General features: G+C 61.5%; 10 protein-coding genes. 6 read left to right on the top strand and 4 right to left on the bottom strand.

Annotation, left to right across the window (positions count from 1 at the left end):
• Positions 1–8: 8 nt before the first annotated feature.
• Positions 9–2,273: a Wzz/FepE/Etk N-terminal domain-containing protein gene (locus LDB26_RS00590; protein WP_257539740.1), complete on the bottom strand. Its 2,265-nt coding sequence runs from the start codon at positions 2,271–2,273 to the stop codon at positions 9–11.
• 354 nt (positions 2,274–2,627) lie between these two features.
• On the opposite strand from LDB26_RS00590, the gene LDB26_RS00585 reads away from it, so the two are divergent.
• On the top strand, positions 2,628–3,314 hold the full coding sequence (locus LDB26_RS00585; protein WP_062062965.1) for a response regulator transcription factor: 687 nt from the start codon (positions 2,628–2,630) through the stop codon (positions 3,312–3,314).
• 74 nt (positions 3,315–3,388) lie between these two features.
• Here LDB26_RS00585 and LDB26_RS00580 read toward each other — a convergent pair whose 3' ends face one another.
• From LDB26_RS00580 to LDB26_RS00570, 3 genes are all read right to left on the bottom strand, one after another.
• A complete protein-coding gene (locus tag LDB26_RS00580) occupies positions 3,389–4,198 on the bottom strand; it encodes an SDR family oxidoreductase (RefSeq protein ID WP_257539737.1) in 810 nt (269 codons plus the stop codon).
• A gap of 122 nt (positions 4,199–4,320) precedes the next feature.
• A complete protein-coding gene (locus LDB26_RS00575; RefSeq protein WP_257539735.1) occupies positions 4,321–5,040 on the bottom strand; it encodes a dienelactone hydrolase family protein in 720 nt (239 codons plus the stop codon).
• Between the two features lie 127 nt (positions 5,041–5,167).
• Positions 5,168–6,349 (bottom strand): MFS transporter, encoded by a 1,182-nt coding sequence (locus LDB26_RS00570; RefSeq protein ID WP_257539732.1) that lies wholly within the window; start codon positions 6,347–6,349, stop codon positions 5,168–5,170.
• Positions 6,350–6,638: 289 nt separating this feature from the next.
• Here LDB26_RS00570 and LDB26_RS00565 point away from each other — a divergent pair, with 289 nt between their 5' ends.
• From LDB26_RS00565 to LDB26_RS00545, 5 genes are all read left to right on the top strand, one after another.
• Entirely contained in the window at positions 6,639–8,258 is a 1,620-nt protein-coding gene (locus LDB26_RS00565; protein ID WP_257539730.1) for an MFS transporter, read from the top strand.
• On the top strand, positions 8,255–9,415 hold the full coding sequence (locus tag LDB26_RS00560; RefSeq protein WP_257539728.1) for an HlyD family secretion protein: 1,161 nt from the start codon (positions 8,255–8,257) through the stop codon (positions 9,413–9,415). Before LDB26_RS00565 ends, LDB26_RS00560 begins: the two co-directional genes overlap by 4 nt.
• Entirely contained in the window at positions 9,412–10,806 is a 1,395-nt protein-coding gene (locus LDB26_RS00555; protein WP_257539726.1) for an efflux transporter outer membrane subunit, read from the top strand. The genes LDB26_RS00560 and LDB26_RS00555 overlap by 4 nt, the downstream gene beginning before the upstream one ends.
• Before the next feature lie 126 nt (positions 10,807–10,932).
• The gene (locus LDB26_RS00550; protein WP_257539724.1) at positions 10,933–12,333 is read left to right on the top strand and encodes a hypothetical protein; all 1,401 of its coding nucleotides are present in this window, start codon (positions 10,933–10,935) and stop codon (positions 12,331–12,333) included.
• Positions 12,334–12,541: 208 nt separating this feature from the next.
• A complete protein-coding gene (locus LDB26_RS00545) occupies positions 12,542–14,986 on the top strand; it encodes a TonB-dependent receptor (protein WP_257539722.1) in 2,445 nt (814 codons plus the stop codon).
• Positions 14,987–15,183 lie beyond the last annotated feature (197 nt).

Below are 15,183 nucleotides of genomic sequence, written 5' to 3'. Positions count from 1 at the left end.
ACAGAATGTCAGGCGGCGCGGGGCCGGCGGATCTTTTCCTTCAGCTTGTCGAGGAAGCTGGCCTGAATCAGTTCGTCGTCGCGTTCATAATAAGCACCCGCGCGATTGAAATACTGCACCAGATCACCATAGTGCCCGCGCGCATGGCGAGGATAGTCGACCGCATTCAGCACGACACCATCCACCGGAGAACGTAGCGCCACCAAGCTGTCGGCCGCCTCCTCCACGGTGGTATGGCCCCAGCGCACCACGAGCAGGTTCACATCCGCGAAACAGGCCATGTTGGACGCGTCGCGCACCCCCAGAACGGGGGGCGCATCGATCACGACCAGATCCATGCGCGCGCGCAGATCCTCGAACAGGGAAGCAAGCTGGGACGAGGAAATAACGGTACTGGGATCGCGCGTCTGTTCATGGGACGCAAAGACCGTGAGGGCATTTTGCGTCGGGCTGGAAGCCTGGGTGAGCAGTCCGCGCACGCGCGATTCACCCTGCAGATAAGCGATGAGGTCGATGGTCTCATGCTCGTCATTCGCAGCGGGCGCGCGTTGCCACAGGTCCAATTCCACGACGGCCGCCCGGCTACCCGCCGCGATGGCGGCCGCGCCCAGACTATAGGCGACCGAGGTTTTGCCATCCCCTGGCAGCGGCGACGTGACCAGCACCACCTGTGCGCCATTGCCCCGGCGTTGCCGCATCACTTCGGTCAGCATCATCCTGGCGGATTCGACGAACAGGGAGCTTGGCCGTTCGGCTATGAGTTTTGCCGCCGTGTCCTTTTCCACGCCGGATCGCAGCATCGGGATCATGGCAAAGCTTTCCAGACCGAACAGCCGCCAGATTTGCTCCGCACTGCGTAGCCGCCTGTCGGTCAGTTCCAGCACGAACGCGCAGCCAAAGGCCAATATGGTCGATCCCATCAATGCGGCCATCATCGTCTTGCGCGGGGTCGGGCTGATCGGGTTTTGGGGAATGGGCGCGGTCGATTGCAGAACCAGGCCGGTTCCCGACACCAGCGCCGCCCCCAATTGCTTGAGACGCCCGGACAACCCCAGATAGAGGCCGCGTTGGGTTTCCGCGGCGCGCTCCAGTTCAGCGAGCTTAACGCCCGCCTCATTATTCTGATAGGCCTTGGTGGTAAGCGCGGCCAGATTGCTCTGAAGCACCGATTCACGGGCCGCCGCGCCCTGCGCGTCGCTGCGCGCGAGCGTGCTTTCATGAGAGGCTTCGATCGCCGCGTCGGCGGCTGCCCGTTGCCGGACCCGCACCCGTTCAGCCTCCATCGTGCGCTTCACCTCGTCGATCTGTGCCAGCACATTGGCAAGGGCGGGATGGCCCGATCCGTAAAAGCCGGACAGTTCCGCCTTGCGCTGCATCAGATCGGCATAGCGCTGTTGTTGCGCGGACAGCAGGGGAGAGGTGGCGCTTTCCGGCCCCGGTCGCATCGCGGCCGCGGCACTGACGCCAGCCGCCTTTGCCGCGGCTGCGGCGCGCGCACTGGCGGCGGACACTGTTTCGGCCGCCAACTGGGTGATGCCGGCCAGCGCGTTCGTGCTGTCGCCTCCACCCAGCATGCGATGCTCATTGCGATAGTCCGCAACGGCCTGTTCCGCGTGACGCAGTTCCTCACCTGCCTTGTTCGTCCGCTCTGCCAGCGCCGCGACGATGCCTTCCTGTCTCTGCAGACGATCCACCATGCTGTTCATCTGACGCACATGCACATAGCGGTTGGCGATCATGGCGGCGAATTTGGGATGGGGCGACCGGACGGTCACGGTGATGAGCTGGGTATGGGGAATCCGCTGGACGGTCACCATCGACAGAAGCTGTTCCGCGGCATTGTCTATGCGGAACTGGGACGCACGGGCGGTGCGTCTCTTGCTCATCTTCCGGCCGGAAAAGGCAGGATTGTCGAGCAGTTCCAGATCCCGGACCATGGCGGCCGCCAGATCATGCGACGACAAGGCGCGGATTTCCGTTTCGATCTGCATTTCGCTTTCCGCGCTCTGCTGGACGCGGTCGCTGCCGTCGGCCGCGACCGGAACGTCCATCCGCAGCGTGGCTTTCGCTTCATATATCGGCGTTTGCGTGAAGACGATAAGCGCCGTGGACGCCAGCACGACCGCGACGATACCCAATATCAGGATGCGTCTTCGGCGGAAGACATTGGCGATTTGCTCCAGCCCCATAAGCGGTCCGCCAGAGGGTATACGTGCGCCCGGATGGACATCGGGCGAAGGCAAGGCAAGCGTCATGTCTGCTCTGGAGTTCACGATGGTCTATCCCTGGTCTGACGGATGGGGCGCAATGATTGCGGTGCATATTGTGGGCCGGGACAGGAGCGGCTTCAAAAGCAATTGGGGCCGACGTCCGGGCGCATAGGGGCTACGTCCTTGGCATTATGATGCTGCATGCAAAGGGACATATGCTGCGGGGTGGAGGACGCGGGCGGCCGCTGCCGCTCTTTGCGGCTCTCGGCAAATTGTCTGTCATTCGGGGTAATGCCGAAGTCTGCTCACGACGAACCGATGCGTGGGCTAGTCTTTTGGCACCATCAACCCAGAGCGGTCCTGATATATAAAGATGCCAATCCAGCCACCAGACGCTGTTTCCCGACGACGTTCGTCATGAACGGCGCGCTTCACATTTCCATTTGGGGTCGCAACGAAATCGACAGTTTCGGTTTGCGTCATATCCTGATGGAGGCGGATTTCGTTATCGAGCGCGTTCTGTCCGGCCATGTGGAAACGCATTTCCCGGACTGGAGGGACGGCCCCGATCAGATGGTCCTTATCGACAGTCCCTCCGTGCCCCCCATCCTGCCCCGTTGCGGCGCGCTGCGAGCCGCTTTGCCGACCGCGCGCATTGTCCTGTTGTGCGATGCTTGTGACATCGACACTGCAAAGCAGGCATTTGCCATTGGCATAGACGGCCTGCTGTCCACCCATATGGCGGCGGAACCTTTATTGTGCGCGGTCCGGCTGATCGCGACAGGGATGAAGGTCATGCCCTCCGAAATCATCCAGCATCTGGCCGCTGACGCCCCACCATCGACTCTTCAGGACATGCATGCCCGCGACGCGAGGCCCGACCTGTCCGAACGGGAAATCCAGATTCTCCATTGCCTTGCCGCAGGGGAAGCCAACAAGGATATCGCAAGCAGGCTGGCCGTGGCGGAAGCGACGGTGAAAGCGCATGTCAAGGCCATCCTGCGTAAGCTTCAGGTCGACAACCGTACGCAGGCGGCGATCTGGGCCATCAATCAGGGCAAGCTTCCCGAACGCGAGGAGTCCTCCGCGCCAACACCCGATTAGCCGAAGCATGGCATTGCCGCAGAACTGCCGTCATGGCGGAATTAGGCGATCCGTAGATCCATCCTCAAACGCCCTCAGTGATAGGCCTGCATATAGCCACCATCGACAACGATATACTGGCCGGTAATATAGCCCGCATCCTGAGAACACAGGAAAGCGACCAGCGCACCCACTTCTTCCGGCCGGCCGAAGCGATTGGCGGGAATGCGGCGCATGAAATCCTTCATGAACACATCATATTCCATACCCGCATCGGCGGCGCATTTCTGGAAGAACGCCTCATAGGCATCGCCGGTGTCGATAAAGCCGGGGGGCACCGTGTTGACCGTGATCCCATAGGGACCAAGCTCGTCCGCCAGACTGCGGCTCAGGCCGAGACCGGCAGGACGCACGACATTGGCAAGGATATAGTCGAAGTTGAGGATCGAGGCGCGCGCAGGCGACTTTGCTGCTCCCGAGCCGATCGTGACAATGCGGCCCCAGCGCTTTTCCTTCATCGCAGGCGTCACCGCGCGCGCGAAATGCGCGAAAGCCTTCACGATATTGGCATAGGCCGCATCGAAATCCTCATCGCCAAAGGCGTCGAAACCACCCGACGGAGGCGCAACAGGCGTGAAGATGGCAATGTCGGGAGCGCCAAAGGCCTTTTTGGCTTTTTCCACCATATAGTCGAAGGACGCCAAATCGGTAAGATCGGCGGAAACGCCGATGGCCGCACCGCCGCGCGACTGAATGGTCGCGACCGTATCGTCCAGTCCTGCCTGGCCCCGCGCCACCACAACGACCTGCGCGCCATTTTCACCGAGCCGTTCGGCGACAACGCGGCCCATGCCATGCGTGCCGCCGGTCACCAGCGCAACTTTTCCGGTTATGCCAAGATCCATTTCATTCCTCCCGGTGACGGCAATGTGCCGCGATACGATGTGGGCAACAAGTGTCATAGGCAGCGGAGGCGGACCACGCGGAGCAAGTGCCCCCGACTGCTTCCCGACCGCCTGACCCTCTATCAATCCTTGCGATCGATTGTTTCGGCGAAAAGGTCGAGCATGGCTTGCCAGGATCGCTGTGCATTGGCGGGGTGATAGGCGATGCCGGGCATATCGATCTTGTCGGCATTTTCAATGGTAAAGGCGTGCTGGGTTCCGCCGTACAGGATCATGCGCCAGTCGATACCAGCAGCATCCATGACCTTTTCAAAGGCGATACGGGAGTCAATTGAGACATAGGGGTCCATGGTCGCGTTGCAGACGAGCACATGGCCCTTGATGTTCGCCGCATCCTCGTCCCGTTGTGACGGCAGCAGCGCGTGAAACCCCACGGTGCTCGCCAACCTGGCTCCGCCACGCGCCAGTTCCAGCGCGCCGAATCCGCCGAAACAATAGCCGATGGCGGCGACACGATCCGCCATGACATCCGGCTCGCTCACCAGACGAGCCAGCGCCGCCCCCAATATCCTTCGCATGGGAGCCGGATCGGCAGTGAACATCTCCATGCGGGCGCCCAATGCCTCGCCCCCCAGGATTGCGCCGTCACCATGATAGTCCGCCGCCAACGCGACATAGCCCAAGCCCGCAAGACGGTCGGCGATATCGCGCTCATGATCATCCAGGCCCGGCGCATTGTGCGCGATCAGGACTCCTGCGCCATTGGGTTTGGCCGGCCGCGCCAGATAGCCCGTAAACGCCACACCTTCGCTGTCAGTATAGCTGACCGAAGTTCCGCTCATGGATGCATCCTCCTGTTATTGATGGCGCACATCAGATCGACGCCGATAAAGGGTCACACCTGTATTTGGACAGGCGGGGCCGCTTGCGGCTTTGGCACATGCATCGGCCGTATCATGGCATGACATCCTAGTTGACGAGTATCCGCCCGGTCCGTCCGATCAACGCGCCGATAGCCCCGGCCGCCAGCAGCGCGGCGATCGCGACGAAGCTGCCCGGCAGCCCGAATTGAAACGACAATGCGCCAAAGGGGAGCGGGAAGAGAAATCCACCCAGGAACAGGGCGGACGACAGGAGCGCCAGCCCGCGCGCACGCAGTTCCGGCGGCGCGACCATCGCAACGGCAAACCAAAAATAGGCCGTAAACAGCCCGACGCTCACGCCCGCCACGAACATGCCGGCCCCGATGACGAGCGATGTTGAACCGATACCGATGAGCAGGCATCCGGCAGCCCCCACCGCTAATCCCAGCGCAAAGGTACGGCGCGCGCCGATAGCGGCCTGAAGCCGCCCGAAAGCGGCGCCCGATGTCATGCTGCCAACGCTCGTCATGGCCACCACGATGGATACGACCAGCGGGTCGACGATCGTGCGGATCTTGAGCAGGAACGGCAGTTCCGCGCCGATACCGATCGGCACCATGAAGATTAGTGCAGCCACCAGATAGATAGGCCATAGCAGCGCGATCGTCGCACCCGCGCCCGGGCCGCCATCCGGCTGCCGTTCGGTGCGGATAGCGGGCACGGTTACGATCGCAATCAGCAGAAAAGGCAATATCGAGAGCGGATAGAGCAGGAAGCTCAGATGCCAGTCGGCATGCGCCACCACGGCGCCCGCCGCGATCAGGGCGGTCAGTCCCACGGCGGAACCTGTCGACACCTGATAACCGATAAGGCGGCTGCGCGCCGGCCCGAAATAGACCGTGGTCAACAGCAGCGTCGCGGTGGTTGACATGATCCCGGTCGCGAAACCGAGCAGCAGCCGGGAAGCAAGCAATGGCACCGGCGCAACGGTAAGGACCGGCAGAGCGCCGGTTATGGCGAAACATGCCAACGCCGCAACGATAGTCAGGCGCGGGCCGAAACGATCGATGATGATGCCAGCGGCAAAGCCGGACAATATCAGGCCCAGCGACGCCAGCGCGAAGGTGAACTGGGCAATGGAGGGGCCGCTCGGTCCCAATTCGGCCGCGAGCGGCGGCAGGGCTGGAACCAGCACTGAAAAAAGCAGGGATTGTCCCGCCATGCCGCACATCAGAACCAGCGGAAAGCCTGCGCGAGGGGTGGGGCCGGTATAGATGCCGTCCTGCACCGAATTTGCACCTGAATGGATAAGCCCCTCCTGAAGGTTATTGTTTTTGCATCAACTGGCCTAAAGGGCTCGCGACATTTGAGCATTCGGCGCGAACGCCTCGCGCCAACCCTGCCAAAGGAGGGGGCCGCCCCCTTTCTTCCCCATATGACCTCAAATTCGCCTATGCGCCCTAGTCAGAAACAATCCGACCCGATAAGCATTGCCGGAATGTAACAAGGCAAAAGGGTCGCTTTTGAACGATAGGGCGGAATCATCTGAATATCAGTTCGCGCCGCACGAGCGGCCAATGATGCCTGGTTCGCCGGCGACGCCGGACCATCCCACATCCCGGCGCATAGGTTATTTCCTGATAGGCGCGTTGCTGGGGCTGACGGGCGGCTTCGTCAATGGCCTGCTGACCGCCAACCTGCCGCAGATCCAGGGCGCCCTGGGGCTTACGACTGTAGAGGGGGGCTGGCTGACCGCCGTCTATTCAATGACGAACGTGTGCATGAGCCTGCTGCTCATCAAGTTTCGCCAGCAGTTCGGCATCCAGCGCTTCACCCGCATCGTTCTCATTGCCTTCCTTGTTCTCAATTTTTCTCAGATTTTCGTGCACAGCTACGGCTTTGAGCTGGTGGTGCGCGGCGCCGGTGGCATTGTGGCCAGCGGGCTTTCCACCCTCGCCCTGTTCTATATCATGCAATCCATGCCCGCCTCGGCGCGGCTGGGCGGCCTGGTGCTGGGCGTGGGCATTTCACAGATCGCGCTGCCGCTGGCCCGCGTGATCTCGCCAGCGCTTCTGATCCATGGCAACGTGCAGAACCTCTTCATCTTCGAACTGGGGCTGACGCTGCTGTGCCTGGCCTGCGTCTCGATCCTGCGCCTGCCGCCCAGCGAGCGGATCGAAGCGTTCGAGCCGCTCGATTTTCTGACTTTCTTCCTGTTCGCCCCCGGCATCGCGCTACTGTGCGCCGTATTGGCGCAAGGACGCATCCAGTGGTGGACGACGCCTTGGCTCGGCTATGCGCTGGCCGGCTCCATCGTGCTGGTGGGTCTGGCGGTGATCGTTGAGCATAACCGCGCCAATCCCCTACTCAACACCCGGTGGATGGGCAGCGCCGCGATCATCCGCTTTGCCGTCGTCGCCGCATCGATGCGCGTGCTGCTGTCGGAACAGAATTTCGGCGCAAGCGGGCTGCTCAACGTTGTCGGCATGGGGCAGGACCAACTTGTCGGCTTCTATATGATGGTCACGGCGGCCACGATTGCCGGACTGATCGTCAGCCTGGTGACGCTCAATCCCAAGGATCTGTTGCTTCCGATCATGATAAGCTGTGCGCTGATCGCGGCAGCAGCCTTCCTCGACATTGATGCGAGCAACCTGACACGCCCGCGCCAGCTGTATCTGACACAGGCAATGATCGCATTTGCCGCGATCTATTTCATGGGGCCGACGATGATGGGCGGCGTCCTTCAGGCGCTGGCCAAGGGACCGAGCCATATCGTCAGCTTCTCCGCCACTTTCGGCATATCCCAGCAATTGGGCGGCATCGGCGGCGCGGCGCTGCTGGGTAGCTTCCAGCTCGTGCGCGAGCGCTTCCACTCCGAAGTTCTCGTCCAGAATATGCAGGCGATCGATCCGCAGGTCGCGCTACGGCTCCAACAATTGGGCGGGGCATATGCCCGGACGCTCGGCGATCCCGCGCTCCTTCAGGCCGAAGGCGGCATTCTGCTCGCCCAGCAGGTCTCGCGCGAGGCGAACATCATGGCATTCAACGACGTCTTCCTGCTGATCGGTGTGCTGGCTTCGATGGCCTTTGCTTATCTGCTGGCGCGCTGGTGCTATTATAAATGGACGGGGACATCTCCCCTCGCCAATGAACTGGCCGCCATGGCCGCCATGAGGAACAAGGCCGCACAATGACCGAGACGCCACGCCCGAACGAAGGGCAGGATCGCCTGCAAGACCCGGTCGAAGTCCAGGATCAAACGTCCGCCGGACCGGAGCCAAAGCGCGGATGGGCGCCTCCCAAGGCTGGGCGCACGGTGACGATCCTGACCGTCCTCTTCATCGTCGCCGGGGTGGCACTGGTGCTCTACGCCTGGGGTCTCGGGCCTTTTTCCTCCGTCGTGCAGACGACCGACAACGCCTATGTCCGCGGCCAGACTACAGTGATCGCACCACAGGTGAACGGTTACGTCGTCGCAGTGACGGTTCAGGACTACGAGCAGGTGCGTCGGGGCCAGATACTCGCTCGCATCGACGATCGAATCTATCGCCAGCGGGTCGATCAGGCCAAGGCCCAATTGGCCGCCCAGATCGCCAATCTCGACAACAGTGAGCAGAGCCAGCGCTCAAGCGAAGCCCAGCTCGGCGGACAGGTCGCCAGCGTGGCCAGCGCCCGAGCGCAGCTCGCCCGAGCGGAGGCGGACATGCGGCGAGTCGATGAACTTGTCGGCGAAGGCTCGGTTTCGGTGCGCGAGCGCGACCAGACGCTGGCTGCGCTCAAACAGGCACAGGCAGCCGTCCTGCAGGCCGAGGCGCAGCGCAGCGTCGCGCGCGAACAGGTCCGCACCGTCACTGTCAACCGAGGCGGCCTGCGCGCTGGCGTCGAAGCCGCAAAGGCAGCACTCGAACTCGCTGAGATCGATCTGGCCAACACAGTGATCCGCGCCCCGCAGGACGGACGGCTCGGCGAAGTCGGCGTGCGGCTCGGTCAATATGTCACGGCCGGCTCGCAGCTGACTTTCCTCGTCCCGCCGGTGGTGTGGGTCGCGGCGAACTTCAAGGAAGCGCAAATCGCGCGAATGACGCCCGGCCAGCCCGCGCGAATGAGCGTCGACGCCCTCGGTCACGCCGAAATCAAAGGCCGGATCGAGCGGCTCGCTCCTGCGGCGGGCAACGAATTCCAGGTCATCAAGTCGGATAATGCCACCGGCAATTTCGTAAAGGTGCCCCAGCGCATTACCGTGCGGATTGCAGTAGATCGCAGCGACCCCCTTTATGCGCGGCTGCGGCCGGGCATGTCAGTCGAGGCCAGTGTCGACACCTCCGCCGGCCCGAGGGCTCGGCCGCAATGACACGCGCGTGCACTTTCGTTCTTCTGACCGTCGCCACCCTGAGCGCTTGCGCCGGGCCGGATCGTCCCGTGCCGCCCGAAGCCGCCGTCAGCACGCCAGAGGGGTGGCGCAGCAAACTGACAGCGCCTTCGGACCACAGCCAGCCGGTCAATGCCGACTGGTGGCGCAACTTCGGCGATCCGGCGCTCAGCCGCGTGGTCGAGGCTGCCCTGACCCACAATGTCGACGTCGCCATTGCCATCGCCCGCGTTCGCGAGGCGCGGGCACAGATGGATCTTGCGCGCGCGCAATTATTTCCGACCCTGGACGCCAGTGCATCGGGAACGCACAGCCGTTCCGTCAGCCCCTTTGGAACCCCGGCGGAAGGCACCTCCGGCCAACCCACGGCGCAGGCCGCATATGAGATAGATCTGTTCGGCCGGATAGACGATCAGGTTTCGGCCGCCCGCGATTCCTGGCTGGCGAGCGCGGCAGCACGCGATGCGACGCGCCTCACCGTAGCAAGTACCGCAGCATCAGCTTATCTGACGCTCGTCGGCCTCGATGCGCGGCGCGAGGTCGTGATGCAGACGATCCAGTCACGATCCGAAGCGTTGCGCCTGGCACGTTCAAGAGCGCAGGCGGGCTATACTTCGCAACTCGAACTGCGGCAGGCCGAGGCCGAATATCAGGCGGCCGCGCTGATACTGCCGCAAGTCCACCTTGCCATCCAGCAAGCGGAAAACGGACTTCGCCTGTTGACCGGCGACGTGCCCGGTCCAATCGAACGGGGCCTGCCTCTTGCAAGACTGGCGGCGCCGCCCATCCCGGACGCGGGCCTGCCTTCGCAGCTGCTGCGCCGTCGCCCGGATATCGCGCAAGCCGAATTATCCCTGGCCGCATCCGATGCGTCGCTGTCGGTCGCACGCAAGCAGTTCCTGCCGAGCCTGCGGCTATCCGCTTCGGCCAGCGCTGTCTTCAACAGCCAGTTAGCCGACCCCATCACCATCTGGTCCCTGGGCGGCAGCATCCTTGCGCCACTATTCGAAGGAGGGCGGCTAAGGGCCAATGTCGATGCCTCCGCCGCGCGCCGCGACCAGGCCGCGTTCGCCTATCGCAAGTCGGTCCTTACCGCCTTTCGCGAAGTGGAAGATGCGCTGGCCAGGGTGGCCAGCCTCGCACGGCAAAGGGACGCTGCCGAGGCGCAACGCGCCGCCGTGGCGGAAGCGCTGCGTCACGCCATCAATCGCTATCAGGCCGGCTATAGTGGGTATCTGGAACAGCTCGATGCCCAGCGCACCCTGCTCTCGGCCGATCTCGGGCTGGTCCAGTTGCAGGCCGACCAACTGAGCGCTTTCGTGACGCTGTATCAAGTCCTGGGCGGCGGTTGGGACAGCCCAAAGAATGAATGATTATCTTCCATATTAATAACTTATCTAGGGTTATGCTTCTTGCAGGCATTCATGCCGCAGGCCATGGACAATTTCCACGACGTGGAATAACCTGCCTCAGAATATCGAGAGGGAGGGTGCCGTGCGATGGAAACCCGCTGCGCGTACCAAAAAGGACGCCGTTCGAAAGATTGGGTTGGCCGCATCTGCTGCCATGCGCTGCCGTCGATCCTGCTTGCTGTCGCGGTCGCTGCCGCAACGATGACCAGTTCGCCCGCTCCCGCCAATCCGCTGGCCACCCCCGCGCAGATCGCAGCCGAAAAGAGGATGTTGCAGATCGAAACGGCACCGCCCATCCAGGCGGCGCGCGAAAAACTGCGGCAGCTTTTGCTGACCGACCCCGGCGCGCAGACGGCAGACGGCCGAGCGGCGCTCGATCGCGTACTCGATCAATGGATTCGCCATTTCATCCTGACGACGCTGACAGGCGAACAAAGGGAACCGGCCTTGCTGTGGGTGGCGGATAACACGCCGCGCACATGGTTCGGCCACCTGTTTCCCGGCGATGTGATCGCGGGCGACAATCCCGACAACAGCAACCGCATATCCTATCTGGACGGCGACAGCAGCTATTTGCTCGTCGGACGCTATGGATCGCCCAAAGCCGGTCAATTCAGCCTCAACATATCGGTCTCCCGCCTTGATGGGGGCATGGGAAAACATCTCACGACGCTGACCGACCAGAAGATCGTGCTGGAACAAGATGGCACCTTCCGGGTAACTATCGACAGCAAGCCCGCCAATGGTCGCCGCAACCATCTGCGGGTCGAGCCGGGCCGCCTGCTGCTGGCAGCGCGCGACAGCCGGTCGGACTGGAAACAGCAGGCGACAACCTTGTCGCTGCGGCTGGTATCGGGACCGGGAATGAGGCCTGCGGCAAACGACATCGCACTGATCGCCCGCATCGCCGACGAACTGCCAGCCTTCGTCGACTATTGGCGTAAGTTCAAGGATGGTTTCCTCGGCTTTCCCGAACCCAATATATTGGTGATGCCCAAGCGTCGCGACAGCGAGGGCGGGTGGGGCTATATCGGTGGCGGCCGGTTCAGGATCGCCGATGACGAGGCTATCGTCATCACGATGTGGGACGGTGGCTCCGACTATATCGGGTTCCAGGTGACCGATCCCTGGACCTTGCGCCCCGAAACCGTGTTGCGGACCTCCAGCCTCAACAAAACCCAGGCAAAGCGCAATCCGGATGGCAGCTATACCTACATCGTCGCATTGCAGGATCCCGGCGTCGCGAACTGGATCGACACGGCCGGCCTGCACGAAGGATGGATGCAATTACGCTGGCAGAATGTGCCCTCCGGCGGCAACCCGACGGCTCATTTGGTCAAGGTCGTGAAACTGAAGGACATCGACGCGATTATCGGACCAGGAGTGCCGCGGGCTGACCTCAGCTACCGGCAGGAACAGATCAGGAAGCGCGTGGAGGAATTTGCCTTGCGTACCTCGGAAACGCCCCCCGATCCTCTGCCGCACTGACCATTTCCTCGACGCTCATGTGACAGGTTGCCGGCGAAGAGGTACCGATTGACGGTCATCTGCCGATCTCATCCATCTCCACTGTGCAGCAATTTTTCTCCGACAATATCCGCAAATACTATACACCGTGGAATTTTGGATCATAATAAGCAGCAGCGTCGGCACAGTAACAAAAAGTCGGCGTCGATAGTCTTGTAGGGAGGATATCATGAAAGTAAGTTGGCTGTGGCGGTCCGCCGCGTTAGTATCGCCGTGCCTTATGGCTGCCACTGGGGCAATCGCCCAGGATACGAGCGCCCAGGAAGAGACCGCCGTTCAGCAGGGGCTTCGCGACATCGTCGTGACGGCTCGCAAAACCACGGAAAACCTGCAAACCACGCCTGTCGCGGTGACCGCACTGGATAATGTCGCGCTGGAACAACGCCAGATTGCATCCGTAAACCAGATTGCTGAAGCCACGCCCAGTCTTTCGGTGCAATCAGGCGGCACGGGCAATGCTGCGCTCATCTATCTCGCGATCCGGGGCAACGCCCAGAACAGCCCGAACTCCGCATCCGATTCCGCCGTCGGTATCTATGTGGACGGGGTCTATTATGGCCGTCCCATGGTCGGCAATCTCGGGCTGCTGGATCTGGCAACCGCCGAAGTGCTGCGCGGGACGCAGGGCACGCTGTTCGGCCGCAACACCACGGGCGGGGCGCTCAACCTGACGACTGTCCAGCCTGATGGCGAATTGTCGGGATATGTCCGGGCTTCACTCGGCAACTACAAGTTCCGATCGATCGAAGGAGCCGCGACGCTGCCGATTCAGGGGGACCAGCTTTCCCTGCGAGTGGCCGCCCGTTATGGCGAGCGCGATGGTTTCGGCAAGAATTCGGTTCGCGGGGTGAGAGCGGCCAAGCTCGATCATGACTTCACCGCGCGCGCCACCCTGAAATGGGAACCGGATGCCATGCCGCTCACCGTCACGATCGGTGCGGACATCATGCGGGTGAAGGACACCTATAATAATTTCGCGCTTGTTGGCGTCGATCCCACCGGAGCGGCAGCCAACCTTTATGGCGCCGCCAATCTCGCGCAATATATCGGGAAGAACAGCGATTTTTACCGGACATATGGCAACCCTCACGGCAATCCCAATGTCGAGGACCCACAAAATTATAATCGCGGCGGCGGCATCTATGGCACGATAAACTATCAATTTGGCGATGTGGCGTTGAAATCCATCACCGCTTACCGGGAATCGAAGACCGGTGACGGCAGCGATCTCGACGGAACGCCTTACGATGCATTTGCTTATGCATCCGACTATACGCAAAATCAGTTCAGCGAGGAACTTCAGCTTTCCGGCACTTCGGGCAAGTTGGACTGGATCGTCGGCGCCTTCTATTTCAAGGAAAAAGGCACGGAAAGCTCCGAATCGTTCACTTTCCAGAATGTCGATCTGACCCCATTCGGGATGCCGGGCGCCACGGCGAATTTCGCTCCTTCCGCGCGCGACTTTTCCGATTTCCGCTCGACATCGAAGGCGGTTTTCGCACAGGGAAACTATCACGTCACCGATGCTCTGCGGGTTACCGCGGGTTTGCGTTATACCTGGGACAAGCGCAGCATCAATCGCCATGGCGGGTCAGGGATTACCGGTGCGCCGGAAACCTTCTTCGATCCATCCTTCACGCCCATCACACTGCCTGCTGGTGGCGTTTGCGGCGTTGGTCCCAATGCCGGAATGGTTCCATTGGGGCCGGATTGCAACAATCCCGTCGGACGCAGCTTCAAATATCCCGCCTGGACTCTGGGCGTGGACTATGAATTTGGCGACAATAAATTTGTATATGCCAAGACCGGCGGCGCGGCGATGGCTGGCGGATTCAACACCCGTCCGACATTGCCTGGCTTCGATTCCTATTTGCCGGAGAAGGTCAAGGACGCGGAAGTCGGCTTTAAAGGGGATTTTCTTGATCGCCGCGTCCGCACCAATTTGGCGGGCTTCTATGTCTGGCGCAATGGCGCGCAGAACATCGTCAACATCTTCGATTCGGCCACCCAACGCATTTCGCAATTCGCCCAGAATGCCGGGGACGTGCGTTCATATGGTTTCGAATTTGAAGGAACCGTCCTGCCATGGGAAAATATGGAGATAACGACCGCCGTGTCGCGGCTGTGGTCGAAATACAAGGCTGGGTCATTCCTGGGCGTCGGCCGGAACGGCATCATCGACCGCAGCGGCGAGGCCGTGCCGCAGGCTCCGAAATGGACGTTCAATATTGCGGGCACTCAGAAAATACCGTTCACTGGAGGAACGGTGATCGCCAATCTCAGCTACGCCTATACCTCGTCACGGAACATGGGGCAGGATACGCCGGATCTCACCTATGGCACCGATCCGCTGAATCCTCTCGACACGCAGGCACATCGGATCGAAATCTATAAAGCCTATAATCGTTTCGCCACCCTCAAAGGCTATGGCCTCGTCAACGGCAGGCTGGGCGTCGAGCTGGACAATGGGCTGGAAATCTCGATCTGGGCCAAGAATCTGACCAAAAGCCATTATTATTCAAGCCTGTTCAACCTCTATACGGCAGTCGGCTTGGCCGGGCGATATCAGGCCGCGCCACGCACATTTGGGGGAACCGTCGGGTTCAAATGGTAATATGAGGCTGGCGGCCGGTCCTTTATCCACCCAGGACCGGCCCCTGCTCATGCATAGCTGTCAGACTAACGCGAACGCACCCCAGCACAGCCGCTCTTTCCATGTGCCATCACGAACCGCTGCGCTGCGAAGGCCGGGCAAACAGCGAAGCTCGCTATTCAGACGATCCCTTCAAGGATAACAATTTCTGATCGAAG

Origin of the sequence: Sphingobium sp. CFD-1 (assembly GCF_024611115.1) — a bacterium.
Classification (GTDB): Bacteria; Pseudomonadota; Alphaproteobacteria; order Sphingomonadales; family Sphingomonadaceae; genus Sphingobium; species Sphingobium baderi_A.
The sequence above is the reverse complement of the archived record's forward strand: the minus strand, read 5'-3'. Positions and strand labels throughout refer to the sequence as shown.

Coding starts and splice junctions, on each gene's coding strand:
- LDB26_RS00565 (WP_257539730.1), top strand. CDS start 6,639: ATGATGCCTGGTTCGCCGGCGACGCCGGACCATCCCACATCCCGGCGC.
- LDB26_RS00580 (WP_257539737.1), bottom strand. CDS start 4,198: ATGGATCTTGGCATAACCGGAAAAGTTGCGCTGGTGACCGGCGGCACG.
- LDB26_RS00550 (WP_257539724.1), top strand. CDS start 10,933: ATGGAAACCCGCTGCGCGTACCAAAAAGGACGCCGTTCGAAAGATTGG.
- LDB26_RS00575 (WP_257539735.1), bottom strand. CDS start 5,040: ATGAGCGGAACTTCGGTCAGCTATACTGACAGCGAAGGTGTGGCGTTT.
- LDB26_RS00585 (WP_062062965.1), top strand. CDS start 2,628: ATGAACGGCGCGCTTCACATTTCCATTTGGGGTCGCAACGAAATCGAC.
- LDB26_RS00555 (WP_257539726.1), top strand. CDS start 9,412: ATGACACGCGCGTGCACTTTCGTTCTTCTGACCGTCGCCACCCTGAGC.
- LDB26_RS00560 (WP_257539728.1), top strand. CDS start 8,255: ATGACCGAGACGCCACGCCCGAACGAAGGGCAGGATCGCCTGCAAGAC.
- LDB26_RS00545 (WP_257539722.1), top strand. CDS start 12,542: ATGAAAGTAAGTTGGCTGTGGCGGTCCGCCGCGTTAGTATCGCCGTGC.